The sequence below is a fragment of the Phenylobacterium sp. J367 genome, from assembly GCF_024699985.1.
Taxonomy (GTDB): Bacteria; Pseudomonadota; Alphaproteobacteria; order Caulobacterales; family Caulobacteraceae; genus Phenylobacterium.
Map to the genome: position 1 here is coordinate 26371 of NZ_JAJONA010000002.1, position 22264 is coordinate 48634.

General features: G+C 69.4%; 19 protein-coding genes and 3 pseudogenes. 19 read left to right on the forward strand and 3 right to left on the reverse strand.

Going from position 1 to position 22264, the window contains the following annotated elements; translation table 11 throughout:
- Positions 1–55: 55 nt before the first annotated feature.
- On the reverse strand, positions 56–775 hold the full coding sequence (locus LRS04_RS25755) for an RES family NAD+ phosphorylase (RefSeq protein WP_257819297.1): 720 nt from the start codon (positions 773–775) through the stop codon (positions 56–58).
- Positions 691–1356, reverse strand: coding sequence for a hypothetical protein (locus LRS04_RS25760; protein ID WP_257819298.1), 666 nt, complete (start codon positions 1354–1356; stop codon positions 691–693). The genes LRS04_RS25755 and LRS04_RS25760 overlap by 85 nt, the downstream gene beginning before the upstream one ends.
- A 148-nt stretch (positions 1357–1504) precedes the next feature.
- Between LRS04_RS25760 and LRS04_RS25765 the strand changes: the two are divergent.
- The 18 genes and pseudogenes from LRS04_RS25765 to LRS04_RS25850 all read left to right on the forward strand — a co-directional run bounded on the left by LRS04_RS25765 (position 1505) and on the right by LRS04_RS25850 (position 19767).
- Positions 1505–5756 (forward strand): annotated as a pseudogene (locus LRS04_RS25765) (strawberry notch-like NTP hydrolase domain-containing protein).
- A 181-nt stretch (positions 5757–5937) separates the two neighbouring features.
- Positions 5938–6309 (forward strand): hypothetical protein, encoded by a 372-nt coding sequence (locus LRS04_RS25770; protein WP_257819299.1) that lies wholly within the window; start codon positions 5938–5940, stop codon positions 6307–6309.
- Positions 6302–6889 (forward strand): annotated as a pseudogene (locus LRS04_RS25775) (RadC family protein); the annotation flags it as partial. The gene LRS04_RS25770 and the pseudogene LRS04_RS25775, both read left to right, overlap by 8 nt.
- A gap of 211 nt (positions 6890–7100) precedes the next feature.
- Entirely contained in the window at positions 7101–7607 is a 507-nt protein-coding gene (locus tag LRS04_RS25780; RefSeq protein WP_257819300.1) for a GcrA family cell cycle regulator, read from the forward strand.
- Between the two features lie 26 nt (positions 7608–7633).
- Positions 7634–8176, forward strand: coding sequence for a hypothetical protein (locus LRS04_RS25785; RefSeq protein ID WP_257819301.1), 543 nt, complete (start codon positions 7634–7636; stop codon positions 8174–8176).
- A gap of 248 nt (positions 8177–8424) precedes the next feature.
- Positions 8425–9042: a hypothetical protein gene (locus LRS04_RS25790; RefSeq protein ID WP_257819302.1), complete on the forward strand. Its 618-nt coding sequence runs from the start codon at positions 8425–8427 to the stop codon at positions 9040–9042.
- Between the two features lie 169 nt (positions 9043–9211).
- Positions 9212–10108, forward strand: coding sequence for a DUF2493 domain-containing protein (locus tag LRS04_RS25795; RefSeq protein ID WP_257819304.1), 897 nt, complete (start codon positions 9212–9214; stop codon positions 10106–10108).
- 310 nt (positions 10109–10418) lie between these two features.
- Positions 10419–10667: a hypothetical protein gene (locus tag LRS04_RS25800; protein ID WP_257819305.1), complete on the forward strand. Its 249-nt coding sequence runs from the start codon at positions 10419–10421 to the stop codon at positions 10665–10667.
- 758 nt (positions 10668–11425) lie between these two features.
- Positions 11426–11851 (forward strand): single-stranded DNA-binding protein, encoded by a 426-nt coding sequence (locus LRS04_RS25805; RefSeq protein ID WP_257819306.1) that lies wholly within the window; start codon positions 11426–11428, stop codon positions 11849–11851.
- Between the two features lie 413 nt (positions 11852–12264).
- Positions 12265–13275, forward strand: coding sequence for a replication initiation protein (locus tag LRS04_RS25810; protein WP_257819307.1), 1011 nt, complete (start codon positions 12265–12267; stop codon positions 13273–13275).
- A gap of 810 nt (positions 13276–14085) precedes the next feature.
- Positions 14086–14235, forward strand: coding sequence for a hypothetical protein (locus LRS04_RS25815; protein WP_257819308.1), 150 nt, complete (start codon positions 14086–14088; stop codon positions 14233–14235).
- 209 nt (positions 14236–14444) lie between these two features.
- Positions 14445–15290 (forward strand): AAA family ATPase, encoded by an 846-nt coding sequence (locus tag LRS04_RS25820; protein WP_257819309.1) that lies wholly within the window; start codon positions 14445–14447, stop codon positions 15288–15290.
- A 52-nt stretch (positions 15291–15342) separates the two neighbouring features.
- Positions 15343–16380 carry a ParB/RepB/Spo0J family partition protein gene (locus LRS04_RS25825; protein ID WP_257819310.1) on the forward strand — a complete coding sequence of 346 codons (1038 nt, stop codon included), beginning with the start codon at positions 15343–15345 and terminating at the stop codon, positions 16378–16380.
- Between the two features lie 69 nt (positions 16381–16449).
- Complete coding sequence (locus tag LRS04_RS25830) at positions 16450–17244, forward strand: type IV toxin-antitoxin system AbiEi family antitoxin (protein WP_257819311.1); 795 nt, start codon at positions 16450–16452, stop codon at positions 17242–17244.
- A gap of 47 nt (positions 17245–17291) precedes the next feature.
- Positions 17292–17483, forward strand: a pseudogene (locus LRS04_RS28615) (nucleotidyl transferase AbiEii/AbiGii toxin family protein); the annotation flags it as partial.
- 85 nt (positions 17484–17568) lie between these two features.
- Positions 17569–18216, forward strand: coding sequence for a nucleotidyl transferase AbiEii/AbiGii toxin family protein (locus LRS04_RS25840; protein WP_257819313.1), 648 nt, complete (start codon positions 17569–17571; stop codon positions 18214–18216).
- A gap of 250 nt (positions 18217–18466) precedes the next feature.
- Complete coding sequence (locus LRS04_RS25845) at positions 18467–18934, forward strand: S26 family signal peptidase (RefSeq protein WP_257819314.1); 468 nt, start codon at positions 18467–18469, stop codon at positions 18932–18934.
- Positions 18934–19767: a cell wall hydrolase gene (locus LRS04_RS25850; protein ID WP_257819315.1), complete on the forward strand. Its 834-nt coding sequence runs from the start codon at positions 18934–18936 to the stop codon at positions 19765–19767. The genes LRS04_RS25845 and LRS04_RS25850 overlap by 1 nt, the downstream gene beginning before the upstream one ends.
- Here the strand turns inward: LRS04_RS25850 and LRS04_RS25855 are convergent, their stop codons facing one another.
- Positions 19768–20451, reverse strand: coding sequence for a hypothetical protein (locus LRS04_RS25855; RefSeq protein WP_257819316.1), 684 nt, complete (start codon positions 20449–20451; stop codon positions 19768–19770). It lies immediately after the preceding gene.
- Between the two features lie 255 nt (positions 20452–20706).
- On the opposite strand from LRS04_RS25855, the gene mobQ reads away from it, so the two are divergent.
- Positions 20707–22203, forward strand: a complete 1497-nt coding sequence (gene mobQ, locus LRS04_RS25860; protein ID WP_308238506.1) for a MobQ family relaxase — start codon at positions 20707–20709, stop codon at positions 22201–22203.
- Positions 22204–22264 lie beyond the last annotated feature (61 nt).

Genomic DNA, 22264 nt, shown 5'->3' on the forward strand with positions numbered 1-22264 from the left:
AAACGGCCCTCGTCAGGCTCTGGCGGGGGCCGCATTCATGCATGCCAGGCCGCAATCAATAATCCTGATCGACGTCGTGGGGGTCGTAGTCGCCGGCGTCGAGATAGGGCTGTGTCGGAAAGCTCGCGCCCGACACCTTGTGTTTTACGAGGCTGTCGGCAACCGGGACGATCCTTACCTTGGGCTTGGTTGGGCTCGAAAAGGTCAGGCTCGGCCAGTCGTCGACTCGTCTACGGGCTCCGGGCCCGCGCCGGGTGCGGAGCCCACGAGCGCAGCCTCGCCCAGCAGGACGATGTTCTTGCCTTCCGGGTGCTGGGCCGACCGGTAGATGATCGCGTCGATCGTGCGCTCCCTGGCCGGCGAAGCTGAACCGGTGATGCTTGTTGAGGTATTCGGCGACCGCCTGGGTCGGCAGGTAGTCGAGATGCTCGTCGCCGGGTGAGATCGGTTGGGCGATCTCCAGCATGAACGACTGCATGAAGTTCCATTGCGCAGCGCGGGCCTGGGCGTTCTTGGCGTAAAGGTCGGCCTCTTTCGCCTTGGCCTCAAACAAGGTGGTGTCCAAAACGCAGATCGGCTCGGTGATCGCGAACTCCGCCGCCACGACGATGGCCCCTACCGCCGGGCGCAATTCGGCGACGCAGGTCTCCAGGTCGAAGGCGCCGTAGAAGCCGATGACGCCTGCCGGGTTCAGCCGTCCGGCCCGGCGCTTGCGCTCGGGCGGCGGGCCCAGGTCAGCGGCGATGTTGGCCGCGATCTTCTGGCGTTGCTCCACGTCATTCGCGACGCGCGCTCGAAAAACCCACTTTGCGCCTCACCGGGCGCGATGAGGTACACGGGCCCCTGTTTGTGGTGATCGCGCTGCTGGTGGACGTCCTGGAAAATCTCCACCAGCTGGTCGCGCGCCCCGATGTTGAAGAAGCGCTGGCCGTGCAGGAGGCTTCGTCGGAAATCGCGCCACAGGCGCGCCGGGGCCTCTAGGGCAGCGGTCCAGATATCCGCGTGGTAGCGATATTCGTCATCGTAAAACGCCTCCTCGCCGTCAGGCGGCCAGTAGTTGTCGCCGTCAATCAGAGCGTCCCTGAGCGCTTCGACGATCATCCAGTCGTCTGGCTGGGCGAGATCCTGGACGACATCGACCAGCTCATTGCCCGCAGGCCCAATTGAATAGGGGTCGTGAGGTCCGCCGCCATAGTTGTCTCGAAATACCAGGTCGACGATCTCGGCTACTGCCTCGATCGAGACGCCCTTCTTCGTCGGGTGGAAGTCGCAGCGACCGACATCTTGCTGCTTGCGAATCTCGATGATCCGCCGCTTCAGGCCTTTGACGGCGAAACAATCAGGGCAAACGTTCATGGCTGCGGCCCAGCTTGGGTGACACGTGCGGCCCTGTCTGCGCCTGCAGGCAGGCGTTCGAGAGCGGAAAAAGGAAGGGGGCGGACGGGCGAGCCCGTCGGGTCTGGAGGGAGGAGCCCTCCGCGTCGGGTGATCCGGATCCCCGCCCATGAACGCCCTGCTTCCCCTGTTCGCCGCCGATGTCGGCGACCACAAGGCCGCCAACCTCCTGGCCGCCGCCCGCGCCCTGACGCCCCAGCTCAATCGGTCCCGTCCGCTGGACCGCAAGCTGGTGGCCAACGTCATGACCATGGCGTTCGGCGCCTCGGATGCGGAGGGCGCCTGGCTCTGGCGCGACGCCTATGACGCCATCGAAGCGGCCCTGGTGCTGCAGATCCGCCGCCTCGCCCCGCAGGTCGGCCGCCTGGAGGACGCGCCGGCCGAGATCGTCGCCCTCTTGGCCAACCTCTCCGAGCTCAGCCTCACCCACACCCGCCGCAGCGAGGAGCAGGTGGCGCTGGACCAGTTCTCCACCCCGCCCCAACTCGGCGCGCTGGCCGTGCTCGCGGCCCAGGTCCGTCCGGGCGACCAGGTGCTGGAGCCTTCGGCCGGCAGCGGCCTCCTGGCCATCCTAGCCGAGGCCTGCGGCGGCGCCTTGACCCTCAACGAACTGGCCGCCGGCCGCGCGGGTCTCCTCGAAGGCCTCTTCCCCCTCGCGGTCCGCAGCCAGCAGGACGCCCGCCACCTGCGCGACACCCTGCCGGGGTCGGGCGGGTTCCACGCCGTCCTCGCCAACCCGCCCTTCCAGCACCTGGAGGCGCATCTGCACGCGGCCGTGGACTGCCTGGCCGATGGCGGCCGGCTGGCGGCGATCGTGCCGGCGTCTTTGTTCGAGGACGCGCCGGCGCTGCGCGCCCTGGCCGCCCGGGGGCCGATCCGCCTGCGGCTGGCCTTCCCGGCCCGCGCCTACGCCAAGCACGGGACTTCGGTCGAGACGGGCTTGCTGGTCATCGACCGCGCCGCGCCCGTCGCCGCCATCCCCGGGATCATGGTGGCGGACACCCTGGCCGACGCCGCCCAGGCGGCTGCGGCCATAGAGGCCCGAGCGACCGCGCAGCCGCGCCAGTTCCGCACGGTCTCCCAGGTCTCGGTTCTGGCGCCCCGCGCCCGGGCCCTGGCCGCGCCGTCGAACCGGCTGGCCTTCCTCGCAACCTCCGCGCCCTTGGCCTACGAGGCCTGCGCCTGGTCGGGCGAAGGCCACGACGTCGGCCTCTACCAGGCCTATGCTCTCGGCCGCATCCGCTTCGCCGCCTCGCGGCCGCACCCTCCCCGCTCGTGGAATCCGGTCCCATGGCCTCGGTGGCGCCGCCGGCGCCCGACCTACCGCCCGGTCCTGCCGGTGCGCATCACCGACGACGCCCTGGTGTCGGACGCCCAGATGGAGACGGTGATCTACGCCGGCGAGGCCCACGCCCAGGTCCTGCCGGGGTCGTGGATTCTCGGCGACGCCCCGCACCAGGTGATCCTGGTCAAGGACGACCTTCCCTGCGCGGTCCAATTCCGCAAGGGCTTCTTCCTCGGCGACGGCACCGGCTGCGGCAAGGGCCGGGAAATCGCCGGCGTCATCGCCGACAACCTGGCCCAGGGCCGATCGCGCGCGGTGTGGCTGTCGAAGAACGATGCTCTGCTGGAAGACGCCCGGCGCGACTGGAGCGCCATCGGCGGGGCCAATGGCGACATCACCCCGCAATCGGCGTGGAAGCAGGCCGACGCCATCCGCATGGACCGGGGCATCCTCTATTCGACTTACGCCACCTTGCGCCAACCGGCGCGGGGCGACCGGCGCTCTCGGCTCGACCAGATCGTCGACTGGCTGGGGGCCGACTTCGATGGGGTAATCGTATTCGACGAGGCCCACGCCATGGCCAACGCCGCCGGAGGCGGCAAGGGCGCGCGCGGCGCCCAAGAAGGCGTCGCAGCAAGGCATGGCCGGGCTGGCGCTGCAGAACCGCCTTCCCAATGCGCGGATCCTCTACGTCTCGGCGACCGGGGCGACCACGCCGGAGAACCTGGCCTACGCCGCCCGGCTGGGCCTCTGGGGCGGGCCGGAAGCGCCCTTCCCTACCCGCGACGCCTTCATGGACGCGGTCGAGACCGGCGGGGTGGCGGTGATGGAGTTGATCGCGCGCGAGCTGAAGGCCATGGGCCTCTACATCGCCCGCTCGCTGTCGTTCGACGGCGTCGAATATGAGGCGCTGCGTCATCCGCTCACGGAGGATGACATCGCCATCTGGGACGCTTGGGCCGACGCCTACCAGCTGATCCACCAGAATCTGCGCGCGGCGCTGGAGGCGGTCGGCGTCACGGAGGACGGCAAGGCCAAGTCCGGCCTGGCCGCTTCGGCCGTCATGTCGGCCTTCGAAGGCTGCAAGCAGCGCTTCTTCGGTCACCTGCTGTCCGGCCTGAAGTCCCCCTCCCTCGTGGCCTCGATCCGGCAGGACCTCGCGGCGGGCCGTTGCTCGGTCGTGCAGATTGTCTCGACCAACGAGGCGGTGATGGAACGCCGCCTGGCGGAGATCCCGGCCGAGGAGTGGAACAACCTCGCCGTCGACCTGACGCCGAAGGACCAGGTGCTCGACTATCTGATGGGCGCTTTCCGGTGATGGCGATGGACGCCATCGAGGATGAAGAGGGCGCGGTCACCATGGTCCCGGTGATGGTCGACGGCGTGCCCGTGGTCAGCCAGGAAGCCCTGCGCCTGCGCGACGAGCTGGTCACGCACCTGGCCTGCCTGCCGGCGGTCCCGGGCGTGCTGGATGCGGTGCTCGACGCGATCGGCACCGAGATCGTGGCCGAGATCACCGGCCGCAGCCGCCGGGTGGTCCGGCGCGACGGCCGCCGCGTGGTGGAACGGCGCAGCGCCTCGGCCGCCAAGGCCGAGACCGACGCCTTCATGGCCGGCAAGAAGCGGGTGCTGGTGTTCTCCGACGCCGGCGGCACGGGCCGCAGCTACCACGCCGACCTCGGCGCGGCGAACCAACAGCGCCGGGTCCACTACCTGGTTGAGCCCGGCTGGCGGGCGGACGCGGCGATCCAGGGCCTGGGCCGCTCGCACCGGACCAACCAGGCCGTGGCGCCGCTGTTCCGGCCGGTGACCACGGACATCCACGGCGAGAAGCGGTTCACGTCGACCATCGCGCGGCGGTTGGACAGCCTGGGCGCCCTGACCCGGGGCGAGCGGCGGACGGCCGGCAACGGCCTGTTCCGCGCCGAGGACAACCTGGAAAGCCCCTGGGCGCACCGGGCGCTGCAGGCCTTCTACATCGGCCTGCACTTCGGCAACGTCGAGGCGATGGACCGCGAGACCTTCGAGGCCAAGACCGGGCTGCGGCTGCTCGACCATGAGGGCAACCTGAAGAAGTCCGATGACATGCCGCCGATGAACACCTTCCTGAACCGGCTGCTCGCCTTGCGGATCGCCGACCAGAACAGCCTGTTCGCCGCCTTCGACGCGATCCTCGGCTCGATCCTGGAGCGGGCCCAGGCGTCCGGTGCGCTGGACCGGGGCATGGAGGACATCGTCGCCGACGACGTGGTGATCTCGGACGAGGAGGTGATCCGCACCGACGCCGTCACCGGCGCGGAGACCCGGCTCACCCGCTTCCAGGTCCGCACGGTGCGCCAGCTGACCTCGGCTGAGGACGCCCTGACGGGCCTCGACCGGGACGGTGTGATCTTCGCCGTCAACAGCAAGTCCGGCCGCGCCGCCATCGTGGTCCAGGGGCTGACCACGACCAACGACGACGACCGGCTGATCCCCCGCCGTGCGCCTGATCCGCCCGGAGAAGCGCTCGATCGCCTCGCTGAAGGGGTTCGAAGAGTCGGCGTGGGAGGACGCCGGCGAAGCGGCCTGGCGCGCGGCGTGGGACGCCGAGATCGCCCAAGCCGACCCATGGGTCTCGCGCGACCTGGTGCTTGTGTCGGGGCTGCTGCTACCGATCTGGTCGAGCCTGCCGGACAAGGCGACCTCGGTCCGCCGGCTGAAGGCGCCGGACGGCCGGCGCTGGCTGGGCCGTGTGCTCGACCCGGGTCAGGTCCCGCAGCTGAAGGTGGCCTTGGGACTGACCGACACCGCCAGCGCCTTCGCCGACGGCGCCGCGACCGCCCCGCTCGTTCTCGAGGAGGGCGCCGCTCTCTCCCTGGCGGGCGGCCTGTGGCTGCGGCGCGCCAAGGTAATGGATCGCTACCGGATCGAGGTGGTCGGGGCCGCCACTCAGCGCTCGGCGTTCACGGCGCTCGGCTGCTTCGTCGAGATCATCGCCTACACACCGAGGGTGTTCGTGCCGGTCGACCAACCCGAGGTCCTGACCGCGGTCCTGGCGAAGTGGCCGGTGCAGACAATGTTGCCGGCTGCGGCGTAGGTCCGGCCTCGAACGGTTCCGAAGCCGAAAAGCCCCGCCCGGTCCGCTGGGCGGGGCTGTCGCGTGAGACGGGCTCCACGAGGGCCCGCCCTAGCTGCCAGGCGCATGGGAAAGGGGGAGGAAGGGGGGAGCCGGGCGAGCCGGCCTGGGAATGGGTCCCGGGCCGGCGCTGGACCTGGCCATGCTGCACCCCTTTCCTCCGACCGTCGGCTCCTCCTCGCCCTGGGGACCGATCCAACACCTGACCCCCCTGGGGCCGGACGCCGTCGCCGTCTCGACCGCGTCGCACGGGGGCATCCGCGTCTCCCTGACCGCGCTGTCCCGGATCCCCGAACCGCTACAGGCGACCGCCTACAGCGGCGCCGGCTGGTTCGAGGAGGATTGCGACTGGGCGATCCCTTACCTCGCCCTGGGCCTCGACGCCTTCGAGCCCGACGCCGCGCGGGCCGCCGAGGTGTGGGCCGCGGCCGTCCACACGGTGAAGCGCTATCACCCGCAGCACGCGGCGACGCTGGGCGCGGACAGTGAACCGGGGGGCCGCCCCCATGGCTGAACAGCGCGATCTGTTCGCGCCCGGCGTGGCGGAGGCCGCGCCGATCGGCGCCTTCACGGGCGCCGAAGGGCGCGAGGACCTGCAGGCGCGGTTCGCGGCCTTCGGCCTCGCCAGCCTGGACGAAGGCGACACTCTTGCGCTTGTGCTCGAGCGTTGCTTAGCGCCGGGCGCCGACACCGTGGCCGCCGCCGACGCGCTGATGGCGCGGTTCGGCGGGATCGGCCGCGTGGTCGGCGCTGCCGAGGCCGACCTGGCCCGGGTGATCGGCGCGCCAGCGGCCCGCCAGCTGGGCCTGCTCCACGCCCTCCTGCTCCGCGCGCTGCAACACCCCCTGCGCCAGCGCCCGGTCCTCACCTCGAGCGAGGCAGTGCGGATCTACCTGCGCGCGCGGCTCGCCGCCCTGCCGCGCGAGGTCTTCCACGTCCTGTTCCTCGACAAGAAGAACCAGCTGATCGCCGACGAACGGATGGCGGAGGGGACCGTCGACCACGCGCCGGTCTACCCGCGCGAGGTCGTGCGCCGTGCGCTCGAGCTGTCGGCCAGCGCAATCGTGCTCGCCCATAATCATCCGTCGGGCGACCCGGCGCCGTCCCGCGCCGACATCGACATGACCCAGCAGGTGGTGGCGGCCGCGCGCGCTGCAGATCGCCGTCCACGACCATGTGGTCGTGGCGGGCGACCAGGTGGCGAGCCTGCGGGGCCTGGGGCTGATGTAGGCGGCCGGGGTCGTGGGAGGGGGAGGAAGGGCGGGTCCGGGTGCGCTCGATGGGAGCGCATCTGGAGGAATTCCGATGTCCGAATCCGGCTGGTCCGAGACCCGCGTCACCACACTGTCCCAGCTCTGGCTCGACGGCCTATCGGCGTCGCAGATCGCCAAGCAGCTGGGCGGGGTCACCCGCAACGCCGTCATCGGCAAGGTCCATCGCCTGGGGCTGAGCGGCCGGGCGGCGGCCTCCGCGCCGTCCCGCGCGCCGCGAACCGCGACCCCTCGGCCCAAGCGGCCGCGCCGGGTCGCCGCGGCGGGCCCTGTCGTCCGCAAGCCGCCCGTCCGACTGGCCGCCCAGGATTGGACGCCGGCGCCAGAGGGCCCGGGGCTGATCGGGGACATGGCCCTGCTGGGCGCCCACGTCTGCAAGTGGCCGATCGGCGATCCCAAGAGCCCCGATTTCAGCTTCTGCGGACGCCAGGCCGACGGCCGCTATTGCGCCGCGCATGAACAGACGGGCGTGCGACCCGGGACGGCTTGGCGCGCCGATCGTGATCCGATCGTCAGGCGCGCCCTGGCCGGCCTGCTCTGACCCTCCGGACACGGAGCAAGGCCATGATGCCCTCCCCTCTTCTGTGCTACGCGCGGATGGACACCGAGGTCCCGACGCCTGCCCAGCGCTTCAACGGCGGCGGGATGAAGGTCCCGCCGTTCGGCGACATCGCCGCCTGGCTGGCCGAAATCGACCGCCAAGCGGGCCTCATGCGGCCCAGCCGACGTCTCTACGAGCGGTTTGACCGCACCGCTCGGGCGCTCACGCCCGACCGCATCCGCAGGTGCGACGACGGCGTTTCGGTCGCCGACCTTGTCGTTCGGCTGCGGGCGGCGCGCCACCCGGGCGGCCAAGACCTCCACGGCCTGGACCGTGTCTGGTCGCGAGCTGAGCTCGGGGTGCTGATCACCGAGGCGGTCAACCGGCAGCGGCAGCTGGCGATGGGCCGGCTTGAGGCCAGGCCCAAAGGGCCGCGCCTGGATCCTCGCCGGCTCCCCGACGCGCGGTTGGAGCACCTGATCCAGCATCACCGTGACCTGGGGCTGGTGGAGGCGCTGCGCGCTGAACGGCGCCGGCGTGACCTGGCGGGAGGCGGCCATGCGGCCTGACGACGCTTCCCGGTGCCTCACGGCCGATGCGGATTTCCGCTTCTACGTCGGCGTCCACCACCCGCGACTGGCCTGGCCGCTGACCCTGCGGGGATTCCGCGTCTGCGTTTCGGCCAATGTGCTGCGGGACCGACTGGGGGATGTGCCGTTTCTGGGGTGTGACGCACCCTGGTTCCTGGACTCAGGGGCGTTCACGCAGGTTGCCCTGAGGGGGCGGGTTCGAACAGTCCACGGACGACTACGCCGCGATGATCCGGCGCTTCGCGGGGACAGGCCTGATCGCGGCCTCGACCCAGGACTACATGTGCGAAGCCGTCGCCCTGCGCGCGACGGGCCTGACGGTGCGAGGCCATCAGGCGCTCACCATCGCCCGGTTCGACGCCATCCAGGCGGCCGGCACGGCCGGCGTGCATCTCCTCCCCGTGCTGCAGGGACGCACGCCCGATGACTATCGGCACCACATCGAGGGGTATGGCGCGCGGATCGGTTACGGCGCCTGGGCGGGCGTGGGCTCACTCTGCAAGCGTCAGGGCGATCCGGATGTGATCGCCGCGATCCTTGACGCCATCTTGTCCGACCGGCCAGACCTGCGGCTACACGGGTTTGGTTGCAAGCGGACCTCGCTTCTGGAGCCGGCGGTGCGGCGCCGGCTGGCCACAGCCGACAGCATGGCCTGGTCCTATGCGGCCCGGTTCGAAGGCCGCGATCAAAATGCCTGGGACGAAGCCGGGCGCTTCGCGCTGGGGGTCGGTGGCTGCCCCGAAGCGGTCGCGTTTCTGGCTGCACGCGCCGGGTGGCGGCGGGCGGTCGAGCGCGAGGGGGTGAGGCCCCAGCGGGGTCTCGGGACGGCCCTTTGGCTCCAGTGACCTCGCCACCATCCGTCGTCCCCCACAAGGGACGCTGCGCTCAAAGCCCTTGTGGGGGGCCGCCGCCTGTCGGCGCGGGGCGGTCACGAGCCGACGGGCTCGACCCTCCAACCCCCACTCAAGGGATACCCCATGCCATTCTCGCCTCTTCCCCCCCACCTCAGAGCGGTTGACGCACTACGAAGCCCAGACTCTCCTTCTCGAAGATGCTCGCACCCATCCGCCCGAAGACGCCCTGCTTCAGCTCGGCCACGGCCTGATGAACGAAGTGCTCGACCTCGTCAGCGACTCCGCCCTGGAGGACTTCCAGACCCTGATCGGGGAGGCCCTGATCGGCGCCTTCCACTCCGCCGCCCAACGCATCGAGCGCGACGCCGACAAGGCCCGCGACACCCTGAACGGGCTGATCCGGGACTTCGATGGCTCGGAGATCCTCGACGTCGAAATCCAAGAAGCGACCCTGAAGGCCCGCACCGCGGACGTGGCCACCCTCGCCCTGGAGATCATCCGCGACGCGGCCGCCGCCAGCTACACGACCTCGACGGGTGACGTCTGGAGCCCCTGGAAGGGCTCGGTGAAGGCGTCCCGCACCACGGCGGCGCAGATCGAAGCGCGCGACGCGATCCGGGCGAGCAAGGCCCGCAAGCATAGCGCGGCGTTCCCGGGCGCGACGATCGTGGCGTTCCGGGCGGCCCCACAGGCCGACACGGCGGATGATGCAGGGCGGATCTTCGACGCGCTGAACTGGGCCCAGACCCAATGGCCGGACATGGCGCTGGCGACCTCCGGCGCCAAGGGCGGCGAGAAGCTGGCCATCAAGTGGGCCAAGCAGAAGGGCGTGACGCTGGTCCTGGCCAAGGCCGATTTCGACCGTAACGGTCGGGCGGCGCCGTTCAGGGCCAATGACGAGATGCTGGAGCTTGATCCGGTCTGCGTCCTGACCCTGGCCAACTCGATCAATCCGAGCCGAGGCGGCAGCTTGCAGCCCTTCGGACCGGCCTTGAACCTGGCCCAGAAGGCGGCGGAGAAGGGTATCCGACACCTTCCCGTGAAGGCCCGGGCCTGAGGGCCCGATGCGGCGGCCGCGAGGCCGCCGCTACTCCCGTTTTTGCAGATCTTGGAGGGGCCGCGAGGGGAAGCCGGCTGGGACCGACAAGGTGGAACCCCCTCCCCTTCCCTTTCAAACCGCGCGGGCTGACCGCGATCTCGAGGCGAACCTGGTCCGGGTCCGGCCGGGTCCAAGGCGACCTCGCACGCGAGGCGGGGTCGGCGGAGCCTCCGGTCTTCCTCCGCTTCGCTCTGTGCAGACCGGTGTCCACCGCCCCCGGCCCTGGGCCCGTCCGTCTCCCCGTCCCCGCCGGTCGCACGATCGCGGGATGAGCCCGCCGGTCGAAGCGAGGACGAAGACGATGGCGAACATGGCGATGGCGCAGGCGGTTCTGGAACACGCGCACCAATTCTACGATGTCGGCAGCTGGTACGTGGTGGCGGAGTGCTGGGACGTCTTCTCGGTGCTCGAAGAGCTGGACCAGCAGGAAGAGCGGACCAACACTCGGTTCGAGCTCGACGACGGGGCGATCTCGCATTTCGCGCAGATCATCGCGATCGATCCCACCCTTCACTGAGGCTGAAGGGCGCGGGGCCCCTACCCCGCGCCCCGCTTTTCAGCGTGAACAGGGGTCGAACGGAATCGCAGGCCTAGCGGTCGGCGACCGGGGCGCCGCTATGACTTGCGGTTGGTGATTCGTTCCGCCGCCCTCGCTCCTCCAGGCCGCCAGGCCTACAAACCACGACCGGGGGCGGCGTTGACCGCGGCCTCGTAGTGCCAAGCCCCGATCGGCGAACCTGGACGCGAGGCCGGCTTCAATCGTCCCGAGGCGGGTTGGCCGGAGAGGCGGCCAGAGGGTCCCGGCGGCCTTCCTGCTCTCCGGCGAAGCGGGCCGCCGACGTCGGAGCGGTCGGGCGTGGCCGGGTCGCTGCTGGAGCGACGGCCAGGCGCTGGGCGGCGGCGGGGCAGGCCTGACGCGGCAACGTCCAAGCGCCCGTATTCGGGGTCGTTGCTGTTCTCGCGCCCGGGCGTCGGACGGCGGCGAACGCGGTGGCGAATTCTGGCCGAGTCTGGGGGGCGATTCGGCTGGCTCCGGTGAGGGTCGGTCCGGAGCAGCATCATCTTCCATCATCCAGCAGGGGGGCGGCACGGCGGCAGTCGGTCCCGCGCGATCAATCACGCAAACCTAGGCCGGGACGCTCGGGGTTGAAGCCGACCTCGCCAGCGAGGCGGCGGGCCCGGACCCTCCGGCCTTCCTTCGCTGCGCTGCGTGCAGGCCGGTTTCCAGGCCCGCCGGGCTTCATCCCCTCCCTTGTCCCCGTCCTTCCAGGTCGCGTGATCGCGGCAGGGACCGCGAGCCGCCCGGGCTCCTCCGGGCGGAAGACGGAGAAAGACGATGCTCAACCAAGTCCAACTGATCGGTTTCACGGGCGCCGAAGCCGAAATCCGCACCACCCAGGGCGGCAAAAGGTCGCCATCCTGCGGATCGCCACCAGCCGCTACACCAAGAAGGGAAACGAAAAGAAGGACTACACGACCTGGCACACGGTCGAGATCTGGAACCAGGCCACGGTGAACTGGCTCGCCTCCAAGCCGCTCCCCAAGGGCGCCAAGGTGTTCGTCCAGGGCGAAATCCGCCACGACCAGTACACCGACAAGGACGGCGTCGACCGCTACTTCTCGAAGGTGGTGATCGCCGCGCCGGGCCACGAGCTGAAGTCCCTCGACCGGCCGGAGACCAACCCAGCCGATGAGGGCTAACCGCCCTGCCCCGCCCGGTCCGCCGGGCGGGGCTTTGGCTTTGCCGAAGACGACGCCAGTGGCTGCGACGGCCGCTGGCGTTTTTCTGCCTTCCTCATGTTGCTTTTGAAAAACGACCGCTGCGCTCAGCAGCGGGATTCTAGATTCCAAGGATTCTAATTCAGGGCGGCATAAGCGCTGAAACAACAACAGGTTAGGCCGATGTTCCTGACCTCCCGGGGGCGTCTCCCTGACCCGATGGGGGATCGATCCTGACCGGACGGGGGCTTTGACCTGACCTGGCGGGGTCATCCTGACCGCTTGGGGGAGGCGCCCTCTGGACCTGTTGTATCCTGACTTGAGAATTGATTCGAGGTCAGGAATGCTGGCCTAGATTTGGAGCACGGAGTCGCGGGCTGGTCGATGCGGCGCACATGGCGGATCTTGAGGACGGTGTCGAGGAGACGCCGGGCCGCGCCATGCGCGTGGCCCACGCCCTCCAGGCGCGCGATGGCGACGAGTTCGCCAAGCCCGGCAATCTGGTCGAGGTCCGCTTCGTCAAGGGTCAGTCGCTCAGCCTGACGGCGGCGCGCCTGCTGGCGCTGATGATCCTGACCGCGGGCGGCGACGCCTGGGAGCCGGTGGCGCACCGGATGCGCAAGGCCGACATCCGCCGCGGCCACAAGGGCAACGAGCGGATCTCCGACATGCTGGAGGAACTGCACCGCACCCTCTTCGCCGCCGACGACCTGTCGTGGCGCGGTCGCAAGGCCACCAAACGCTTTTCCCTGATCCAGTCGTCGCGGGAGGAAGTTGACGAGGAGGGCTCGGAGGCCGGCTGGATCGAATGGGAGTTCACCCCTGACGCCCGGCGACTGATCCGCGAGTCCGAGACCTACGCGGTGCTGAACCGCCAGGCCGTGCTCGGGTTTCGCTCCAGCTACGCGCTGCGCCTCTACGAGATGGGTGCGCTTCGCCTCTATCGGCGCCAGTCCGTCTGGCGTGGCGACATGACCGCCATCCGCGCGGCGTTCGGAATCGCACCCGAACTTTACAAAGACTTTGCCCAGCTCCGCCGCAAGGTGCTCGAGAAGGCCAAGGCCGAGATCGACCATCTCGCCCACTTCACCGTCGACTGGCGCGAGATCCGCCGCGGCCGCACGATCGTCGAGATCGAATTCACCTTCCACCCCAAGAGCGCGCCGGCGCAGCTCGTGGCGGCCGACGACGATGCGGGGCAGGGCGTCGGATCCGTCGCGCGCCGTGAGCGCGTGCTCAAGCCCGTGGCGGCCCCCCTGCCCTCCCCGCTCCGGCCCCGGCATCGTCCGCCCGGCCCAAGGCGAACGACACCGCCCTGCGGTTTCCATCCGGGACCTTGCAGTACGGCGCCGAGCCCTTCGGTGAGATCGCGCGCGTTCATGGCGGCGGCTGGGCCCGCGACCTGATCGCCGACGCCTATCGCGAGCAGATGGACGCGCGCCTGGCGAACCTCACGGGGGCCAAGCTGTTGAAGTCCTGGACCGGGTTTTGCCAGGCCTTTGCGGCGCGGCGTGGCAGGCCCTAAGCGACAGAATTGCACCGGTGCAATTTCGCCGTCTCGGCCAAGTCCCTTAAGACGCGCCGGACCGCTTGGCGAGCGACCGGAGCCAGGCGGAGGGGTCGATAGCCCTGTTCTGAGGGCGCCACACAACCGCGCCGCAGCTCCCCTCGGCGAGTGACCCCTAAGGGCCGTCAGACCGGCGATGGACGGCCGGCGGCAAGCCAAATTGCACCGGTGCAATTTCGCTCGCGGTCATCTCGGGCAGCGCGGAACGGCGTGGTCAGGCAGCGATCGGGGAGGGAGAGGGACACTTAGCGCCATGCGACGACACGCTCCGGCCCGCCCCCCATCTGGTCAGGATGACCATGGGTCACAGCGCCGTCGCTCATGTCGCTGTCGACCCACCAAGCGCCGGCGGGCCACTTCGGAGCGTCGATCTTGCGATCGTCCCGTACCAGGTAGCTCGACCGCCGGGGCCTATGGCTATGCGGCAATTGCACCGGTGCAATTTCCAGATCGACGGCGTCGGAATGAGGCGAGCAGCCCCCAATCGGTCAGGTCAGGTCTGGCCGAAAATCTGGAATCGGGATTTAGGTTGGTCACTTAGCGTTAATGCGCCCTTAACAAAGCGCTTATAGCGTCCAGGCGGCTCCACTTTCGCTTTTTGGGCGGTCGGGGTCGGTTTTTCGAAACCTGCCAGGAGGCTGTGAGGTCCATGTCGAACGTCGCCGAAGCCCCCGCACTCTCGCTCGCCGGGCCCGTCTCGCAGCTGGCGCGGCGCGCCTCGGCCGTCGTCGAGAACCTGCGTGACAGCGCGCGGGCCGCGCGCTCGGGCGAGCGCCGCGAGCCGATCTTTTTCGATTAGCGAAGCCGCCGAACTGGTGGGGCGCACGCCGGCGGCGATCCGTGACGCGGAGAAGGACGGCCGGCTTCCCGAGCCGCCCCGCACCGAAACCAACCGGCGGGTGGGCTACACCCTGGCCCAGGTGAACGACATGCGCGGCGTGTTCGGCACGCGGCCCTGGCGCAAGCCGGAAGATCCCTGCGCGGTCATCGCCGTCCAGAACTTCAAGGGTGGGGGTCGGCAAGTCCACCTTGTCGGTCCACCTCGCCCAGTACATGGCGATCCGGGGCTACCGGGTCGCGCTGATCGACTGCGACAGCCAGGCCTCGAGTACGACCCTGTTTGGCTACGTGCCCGACCTGGATCTCACCGAGGACCAGACGCTCTACCCGTACCTGCGCGAAGACGACATGCGCTCGCTCGACTACGCCCTGCTCGACACCCACTTCGACGGGCTGAAGCTGATTCCGGCCAACCTCCGCCTGTTCCAGTCGGAGTATGAGCTGGCGGCGCGGATGGCCCGCGGCGGCGGCCGGCTGCTCGACCGGCTCGCCCAGGGCATCGCGTCGATCGCCGACCAGTTCGACATGATCATTCTCGATCCGCCGCCCGCGCTGGGGGCGATCTCGCTCTCGGTGCTGCGGGCCGCCAATGCGCTGGTGATCCCGGTGCCGCCGACAGTCATGGACTTCTCCTCGACCGCGGCGTTCCTGGCGATGCTCGACGAGACACTTACCCAGCTGGCGTCGCGCGACCTCGCGCCCGATCTCAACTTCGTTCGCATCGTCGCCTCCAAGGTCGACGAGAACAAGTCGATGCAGAAGGAGCTTCTGGCGCTCATGCGGCAGGTGTTCGGGCTGGCGATGATCCGCACGCCCATGAAGGATTCCGCCGAGATCGACAACGTCACTGCGCGCCTGATGACCGTCTACGAGGTCAACAGCCCGATGACCAGCAAGGCGGTGCGCGACCGGTGCCTGACCTACCTCAACGGGGTCAACGAGGAGATCCTCCTGGACGTTCGCCAGACCTGGCCGAGCCACGTCGAGCGGCTCCGCAAGGAGGGCCACGCATGACCCGCCACGACAGAAATTGCACCGGTGCAATTCGGCTAGAAAGGGTGCGCCCATGAGCTCCAAGAACCGCTCCTTTGCCGCCGGATTGATGGGCGCGCTCGACGAGTCCGCGCCCCAACCGGAGGCTCCGACCCGGATGGCCATCGGCGTCCTCGCGGGCCGCGAAAACCGCATGGCCGAGCTCGCCAGCGGAGCAGTCGTGGCGCGCGCGATCGAACAGGTCGACCCGGCCCGCTGCCGGCTTTGGAGCGAGCATAACCGCGACTACGCCAAGCTGGATGAGACCCGCTGCGCGGACCTGATCGAGAGCTTCAAGGCGCAAGGGCGCCAGGAAGTCCCGGCGATCGTCCGCCGTGTGCGGGGCGACCCCGACGTCGACTTCGAAGTCATCTGCGGCGCGCGCCGGCATTGGACCGTAAGCTGGCTGCGCGGTCATAACTACACCGACTTCCGCTTCCTCGTGGAGGTCCGCGACCTCACCGACGAGGAGGCCTTTCGGATCTCCGATCTGGAGAACCGGGCCCGCGAAGATCTCAGCGACATCGAGCGCGCGCGGGACTACCTGAAGGCCCTGGGTCGCCACTACGGCGGACGCCAGAAGGACATGGCCGAGCGGCTCAAGGTGTCGGAAGCCTGGCTTAGCCGTTACCTCGACCTGGCGCGGTTGCCCGCCGATCTCGTGGCCGCGTTCGACGATCCGCACGAACTGAAGATCAAGCACGTCACCCAACTGAAGCCGCTGCTCAAGCCCGACGACCGCGAGCGGCGGGTGCTGGCGGAAGCCTCCGCCATCGCCAAGGGAAGAGGGGGAGGGGACCCCCTCAAGCCGCAGGACGTCATCCGTCGCCTGGCGGCGGCGGCAGATCCCCCCAAGAAGTCAGGATCCCCCAAGAAGTCAGGCCAGGCGTCGGCCGAGGTGGTCTCGTCGCCGACCGGCCAGCCGCTGTTTCGCGTCGAGCCCAAGGGCAAGAAGGAGGTCAACGTCACCCTCCTCCTGCAGGCGGGTGGGAGCCGGGCGGACGCCGAACGCGCCTTCACTGAGCTTCTCGCGCGGTTCTGGCTCAACACCGCCGGCGCGGAGCCCGCCTAGTTCACAGTAGCGGAAGAAGGTTACAGGTTATATATAGCTTTCTTCACGTTTGGCGAACTAGAAGCTCTCATGCCACGGCAGCGCTCAGCCCCGTTCTTCAGCGACGCTCCGGTCTTTGACCGCGCCGACTATGCGCGCGCGATCGGCCGGGCGCCGAGCGACAAGGTGGTGAGCAGTATGCTGGCCCAACACCTGAAGGCCGGCAACATCCGCCGCATCGCCCGCGGCGTGTTCGCCTCCGTTCCCAAGCACGCCAACGCCGAGACCTGGTCGGTCGATCGCTTCCTCGCGGCCTCCCGGCTGCGCCCGGGCGGCGTCATCGCCTATCACTCCGCGCTCGAACTCCAGGGCTACGCCTATTCGGAAAGCTTCGACCTGCAGGTCGTGGCGCCGGGTCAGCCCGCGGTGCTGTCCGCCGAAGGGTTCACCTGCCGATTCATCAAGGCGCCGGCGCCCTACGGCGAGGCCGACCTGACCACGGTGGATCGCCTCGGCCAGTCGGTCCCGGTGACCACCCTCGAATGCACTGTCGCGGACCTGTTCGACCGGCCTGATCTCGCCGGCGGAACAGACGAACTGATCAGCTCGCTCGACCTGATTGGCCGGCTCGACCCCGATCGACTTATCAACCGCCTCGTGGGCTTGCGTAACGCCACGGCGGCCGGCGCTGCGGGCTGGTGGTTGGAGAGCCGCCGCGACCAGCTCGGTGTGTCCGCTGACGCCTTGGACCGACTGCAGGCCCTGGCGCCCAAACAGAACCGCTACGCCCTGGGCGCCGTCTCTGGCGCCGGCCGCCTGGCGCCCAGGTGGCGGGTGATCCTTCCTGAAGCCGTGCTCAACCCCGCGTTTGAAGGTTTGGCGTGACGGCGCCGTCCGCCCAGACCCTGCAGCGCCTGGCCAACGAGACCGGCATGCAGGCCGGCACGTTGGAAAAGGTCCTCCGTCTCCTGGATGTCCTACAGGAGATCGCCCGCGATCCCGTCCTGGCGGACCGGTTGGTCCTGAAGGGCGGCACGGCGCTGAACGTCTTTCACCTGGCCTTGGACCGGCTGTCGGTCGACATCGATCTCAACTATGTCGGCGCCTTGGACCGCGCCGCCATGGAGGTCGATCGCCCTCAGATCGATGCAGCTTTGAACCGTTTGCTGACCGCCCAGGGCTACGCCATTCGCCGCCAGCCTGGCGACCATGCCGGCGGAAAGTGGGTCGGCAGGTTTGCCTCCGCGCTCGGCGGCGGCGCCGCTCGAGGTCGACGTCAACTACATGGCCCGCCAGCCATTGTTCGGCGCGGCGAAGATGGACTCCGTAGATCTGGGCGGGGTTCGCGCGTCCGGCGTCGCGGTGCTGGACCTTCACGAGGTCGCCGCCGGCAAGCTGGTCGCGCTTATGGACCGGGAGGCCGCCCGCGACCTGTTCGACGCCCGACGAATTCTCGACATCGACGGCCTGGACTGGGCGAACATCAAGGCCGCGATGCTGGCCTACGGCGCCGCGGGCCGGCGCGATTGGCGGCGCGCGTCGGTCGCCGACATCGGCGGCGATCCACGCGAGCTGCGCCAGAAGCTCGCCATCTGCCTGCCGCAGAACCGGTTCGCCGCCGCCGGCGGACCGGAGGCCTGGATCGCGCAAACCGTCGCCGAATGCCGGGCGCGCCTAGCGCCGCTCTTCGAGCTCAGCGCGGGGGAGGGGGCGTTTCTCGACGGCATCCTGGATCGCGGCGAAATCGACCCCAGCGGGCTCGCAGTGGCGCCAGAGATCCAGGCCCGGATCGCGGCTATGCCCATGCTGGCCTGGAAGTCTCAGAATGTGCGGGCCCATCGCGGCAAGCCCGGCTAGCTCCACCCGCAGGTCCTGCACTCCTGCCAGTGTGCCGGGGCTCTAGCAGTGACCGACTGACGACACTCGAGCGCTATCCTGCCCACAATCGCCGGGCATGAGCCACACCGTGGCCGCAAGCCCTGCCGAGCCTTCGGCTCGTTTTGGCTGCGCCGGTTCCGCTTCATGCTCGTTTCTCCTTCAGCCCCGGGTTGGACGCCGTTGGCCTGCGCGCTGGCGGCGGGCGCCGCACTCATCGGGGGGTCTGTCGTTGGCGACGGCCGGCGGGGCGCGGCCGCTGCTTTTGTGGAACCGCACGGCCAGTGAGCCTGAGGGGCTTTATCTACGGCACGCCGAACCGGTTTCCGTCGGCGCGCTGGTCGCTTTTCCCGCGCCGTCCGCCGCCTTTCCCTACGCCAACGGGCATATGGCGTACCTGCGCCGCGTGCCGATCTTGAAGTCGGTAGCGGCCGTCGCCGGTGACCATGTCTGCGCGGCGAATGACAGGCTGGAGATCAATGGTCGGGTGAGGGCGCCGATCCTTCGCCAGGACCGTCGAGGTGCGGCCTTGCCGCGTTGGGACGGCTGCCGCCGGCTTCGCGACGGCGAGGTGTTCGTCTTCTCCGACCGCATCCCCAACAGCTTCGATAGCCGCTACTTCGGGCCCGTGAACCGGGCCGAGATCGTCGGCGTCTTCCGGCCATTGGCCGTTCCCCTTGTCACCCCTGGAGACCGCTGATGGACCCGGCCGCCCTGGCGGGACTGTGCCTGCTGCTCGCGCGCGGCCAGACCGCTCAACCCTTACCCTCGGGCGTCAACTGCCCACCGCCGTCGCCGTCTCAGCCGGCGGCTTCCGTCCCGGCGGTGCGCGGCGGTCTCGCGCCGCTTGTGGCCGGCCAAGACGCGCGCGAGGCCATCACCCGGGTCGCCTTCGCCGAGGCCGGCAACCAGGGTGACAGCGGGCTGGCGGCGGTCGTCTATACGATCCTGAACCGGGTCCAGGACGGCCGCTGGGGCGGCAGCGTCGAGGCGGTCGTGAACGCGCGCGGCCAGTTCGAGCCCGTGATGCGCGTCGGCGGCGACTGGCGTCGCCTGCCGGCCTCCACGGTAGCTCAACGGGCGCGGATCGAGACCATCCTAAACCTCGCCCTTGAAGGCCGGTTGCCCGATCTCACGAACGGCGCGCGCTTCTTCCAGAACCCGCAGATCGTGGCCGAACGGGCAACGCGCGGGGAGGTCTCAGAGCGCCTGGTGAACTTCGGCGGAACGGACCCGTCGGCCGTGATCGGCGCGCACAGTTTCTACGTCGATGTGCGATCCGCCGGGGGCCGGGGATCGCGCTCAGTGGGTTCGCCTTCGCCCCCTCGCGGACCTTCGCCAGCCGCCGCCTGGGAGGCCGCCGGCGGGGCCATTTTCGTCGGCGATAACCGCGCCGCGTCGGCAGCTGACACAGCCGCGGCGCCGGTGACGGACGGGGCAGGAGAGGGGGCTATTCGGGCGACAAAAGTGACGGATCCCGGCCGCTCGATCTTCGTGGTCGGGCCGGGTCTGGCGGCCGGTTCAGACCAATGATCAGGCCGCGCGCCACGCTTGATCGAGGTCGGCGTAGTCGGGGTCGAGTTCGCTCGGAACGAGCGCGTCGCCGGCTTCCTGAGCGAGGGCTGTTTCGGCCATCAGGTCGAAATCCGGCAGGGACTCGCCGGCGGCTTGCAGCGCCGTTTCGGTGTCTTCATCGAGGTCGCCACCCGGCCGCAGGGCAAGCGGCACATTGCCCAGAAGTTCGCGCACCGTCAGGCGGTCCTGGACCCGTTCGACACGCCGATCGAGGATGTCGACCAGGCGGGCGAGAAGCTCATCGTCGCCGGCGAAATGGGCGTCGCCCGCTTCGGCCAGCAGGGCTCCGCCGATGATGATTTTGCCGCGCGTCTCGCGCCTGCGCTTGTTGATGGACCACAGGGCCTCGAGGCGTTCGACGCGCGCCTTCAAGACATGGAATCGCTTGGCGTCATCCTCGATGTCATCGAGCGGGGTGACGTGCCGCTGCTTGTGGATTCCGTCCTGGCCGGCCTCCCGCAGCGCCGTTTCCAGCTCCTCGAGCCGGGCGAGCAAGGCGGCCTCTTCATCCTCGCGCTTGGCCCTGTCGCGATCAGTGGAGCGGGCCGCCCAGAGCTCGCGTTTGCGGGCCAGTTGGGCGGGCGTCCGGGGCTTGTACTTGGACGGGCGGGTGTTCCTACGGCGCTTGTCGACCTTCGTCATCGCGCGGCCTTTCGCTGATACAAAAGCACGAAAAGGCGTAATACTGCCACTAAAGTGCAAATTGGTCTATGCTGTGGTTTGTCGTATTTCGTCACAAGGGCGCAGTTACGGGTTGGATGTGCTGCGCCCACCAACCCTGCGGTCAGGCCTCGCCCGACACCCTCAAGGCCCCTTGTCGACTCCCGCCGATAGAAACCTTGAGCCAAGGGCGCTGCCCTTAGCGATCCCGGCAGGGGCCAAGGCAGGGGAGGGCGCATGGCCCAGTACCGACTAGAGGTGCAAACCATCCAGCGGTCGGCCGGCCGGTCCGCCGTGGCGGCCGCCGCCTATCGCTCTGGCGACCGCCTGATCGACGAGCGCCTGGCCATGGAGTTCGACTTCGGTTCGAAGGGCGACATCGAGTTCGCCGCCGTCATGGCGCCGGCCGATGCACCGGCGGCTTTCAGCGACCGGCAAACGCTGTGGAATGCGGCCGAAGCGGCTGAGAAGCGCAGGGACGCCGTGCCCGCGCGTGAGCTGTTGGTGTCGCTGCCGCATGAACTCGATTTCGCCCAGCGGCGGGCGCTGGTTCAGGCCTTTGTCGCCGAGCAGCTGGTGGCGCGCGGGATGATCGCCGATGTGGCGATGCACCGGCCGGGGCGAGAGGGCGACGAGCGCAATTTCCACGCTCACATCCTGGTCACCACGCGGTCGGTGACGCCGGAGGGTTTTGGCAAGAAACCTGCCGAATGGTGGAGTCCCAAGGCGCTTCGGGAGTGGCGTTCGGCCTGGGCCGAAATCCAAAACGAGCATCTCCGCCGGCACCTTGGACCGGATGCCCCGCAGGTGTCGCATCTGTCGCTGGCCGAGCAGGGGTCTGACCGCGAACCCGGCGTGCATCTGGGGCCGACGGCGAGCGCGCTGGAGCGCAAGGATGTCGCCTCGGAACGGGGTCAGCAGAACCGCGACACCGAGGCCCACAACGCCAAGCGCAAAGAGCTTCGGACCGACTTCCAGGCGACCGCCGACCGGCTCGTTCGGGAAGCGCCTGTGATCGCCGTTCCCGTAGCGAAATTGACGACCGAGGCCGAGCAGATGCGTTCGCGAATGATCGCGGAACGGGACCGCTGGGCGGCTGAGCGGGCGGCGCTCACCCTGCCGAAGATCGACAGCGTGCGGGCGCTGGAGCGCGAGCTCTTGCAGCCTGCCCGCACCGGCGTGGCGGCGGCGAAACTTCGGCTGCGGCAGACCGAACAGCGGGTCACCCAGGTGCGCCAGCGACGGCTCGCCCTGGTCCAGTGGATCCGCAATCCAGCGCGGATGATCTGGGCCAAGCACGCCGAGCTCAACGCCATCGCCAGGGCGCGGGCGGCGATGAAGCGGGCGGAGGTCGCTGTGCAGGTACGGGCGACCTGGATCGCCTCACCCGCCGGCCAGGCCTACGTCGCCAGCCGGCGCGGCCCGCAGTTGGAGCGGGCGGGCGACGTGGCCCGCCAGCGGCGGACCCTGGAGCGCAAGATCAAGCGGATCGACAAGCGGATCGAGGGCGCCACGCGGGCCTACAACGACCTACGCGTGGCCCAGGCGCTGGGTCAAAAGGAGTTGCAGGTTCCGTCCCATCTGCCGGACGAGACCCGGTTCATGCGGGAGGTCGGTGGCCCAGCGCGCGCGGCATTGATGCGCTACCCGGCGCCGGCGCGCGCCCAGGCCGTCGAACGCCTCAACCGCTCAATGGGCCAGACCATCGGGCGCACCTTCATACCCGGACGGTGAGGCGGACATGAGCACATCTCAACGCCTGGTATTGGTGCTTCCCGTAGCCGTCCTGGCGATC

What these genes read in the sequence shown, in the direction of transcription:
- LRS04_RS25800 (WP_257819305.1), top strand. Translation starts at nt 10,419, where the DNA reads ATGAGCCCGCCGGTCGAAGCGAGGACGAAGACGATGGCGAACATGGCG.
- LRS04_RS25780 (WP_257819300.1), top strand. Translation starts at nt 7,101, where the DNA reads ATGTCCGAATCCGGCTGGTCCGAGACCCGCGTCACCACACTGTCCCAG.
- LRS04_RS25810 (WP_257819307.1), top strand. Translation starts at nt 12,265, where the DNA reads ATGGCGGATCTTGAGGACGGTGTCGAGGAGACGCCGGGCCGCGCCATG.
- LRS04_RS25830 (WP_257819311.1), top strand. Translation starts at nt 16,450, where the DNA reads ATGCCACGGCAGCGCTCAGCCCCGTTCTTCAGCGACGCTCCGGTCTTT.
- LRS04_RS25855 (WP_257819316.1), bottom strand. Translation starts at nt 20,451, where the DNA reads ATGACGAAGGTCGACAAGCGCCGTAGGAACACCCGCCCGTCCAAGTAC.
- mobQ (WP_308238506.1), top strand. Translation starts at nt 20,707, where the DNA reads ATGGCCCAGTACCGACTAGAGGTGCAAACCATCCAGCGGTCGGCCGGC.
- LRS04_RS25785 (WP_257819301.1), top strand. Translation starts at nt 7,634, where the DNA reads ATGCCCTCCCCTCTTCTGTGCTACGCGCGGATGGACACCGAGGTCCCG.
- LRS04_RS25840 (WP_257819313.1), top strand. Translation starts at nt 17,569, where the DNA reads ATGCCGGCGGAAAGTGGGTCGGCAGGTTTGCCTCCGCGCTCGGCGGCG.
- LRS04_RS25760 (WP_257819298.1), bottom strand. Translation starts at nt 1,356, where the DNA reads ATGAACGTTTGCCCTGATTGTTTCGCCGTCAAAGGCCTGAAGCGGCGG.
- LRS04_RS25825 (WP_257819310.1), top strand. Translation starts at nt 15,343, where the DNA reads ATGAGCTCCAAGAACCGCTCCTTTGCCGCCGGATTGATGGGCGCGCTC.
- LRS04_RS25815 (WP_257819308.1), top strand. Translation starts at nt 14,086, where the DNA reads ATGTCGAACGTCGCCGAAGCCCCCGCACTCTCGCTCGCCGGGCCCGTC.
- LRS04_RS25850 (WP_257819315.1), top strand. Translation starts at nt 18,934, where the DNA reads ATGGACCCGGCCGCCCTGGCGGGACTGTGCCTGCTGCTCGCGCGCGGC.
- LRS04_RS25770 (WP_257819299.1), top strand. Translation starts at nt 5,938, where the DNA reads ATGCTGCACCCCTTTCCTCCGACCGTCGGCTCCTCCTCGCCCTGGGGA.
- LRS04_RS25790 (WP_257819302.1), top strand. Translation starts at nt 8,425, where the DNA reads ATGATCCGGCGCTTCGCGGGGACAGGCCTGATCGCGGCCTCGACCCAG.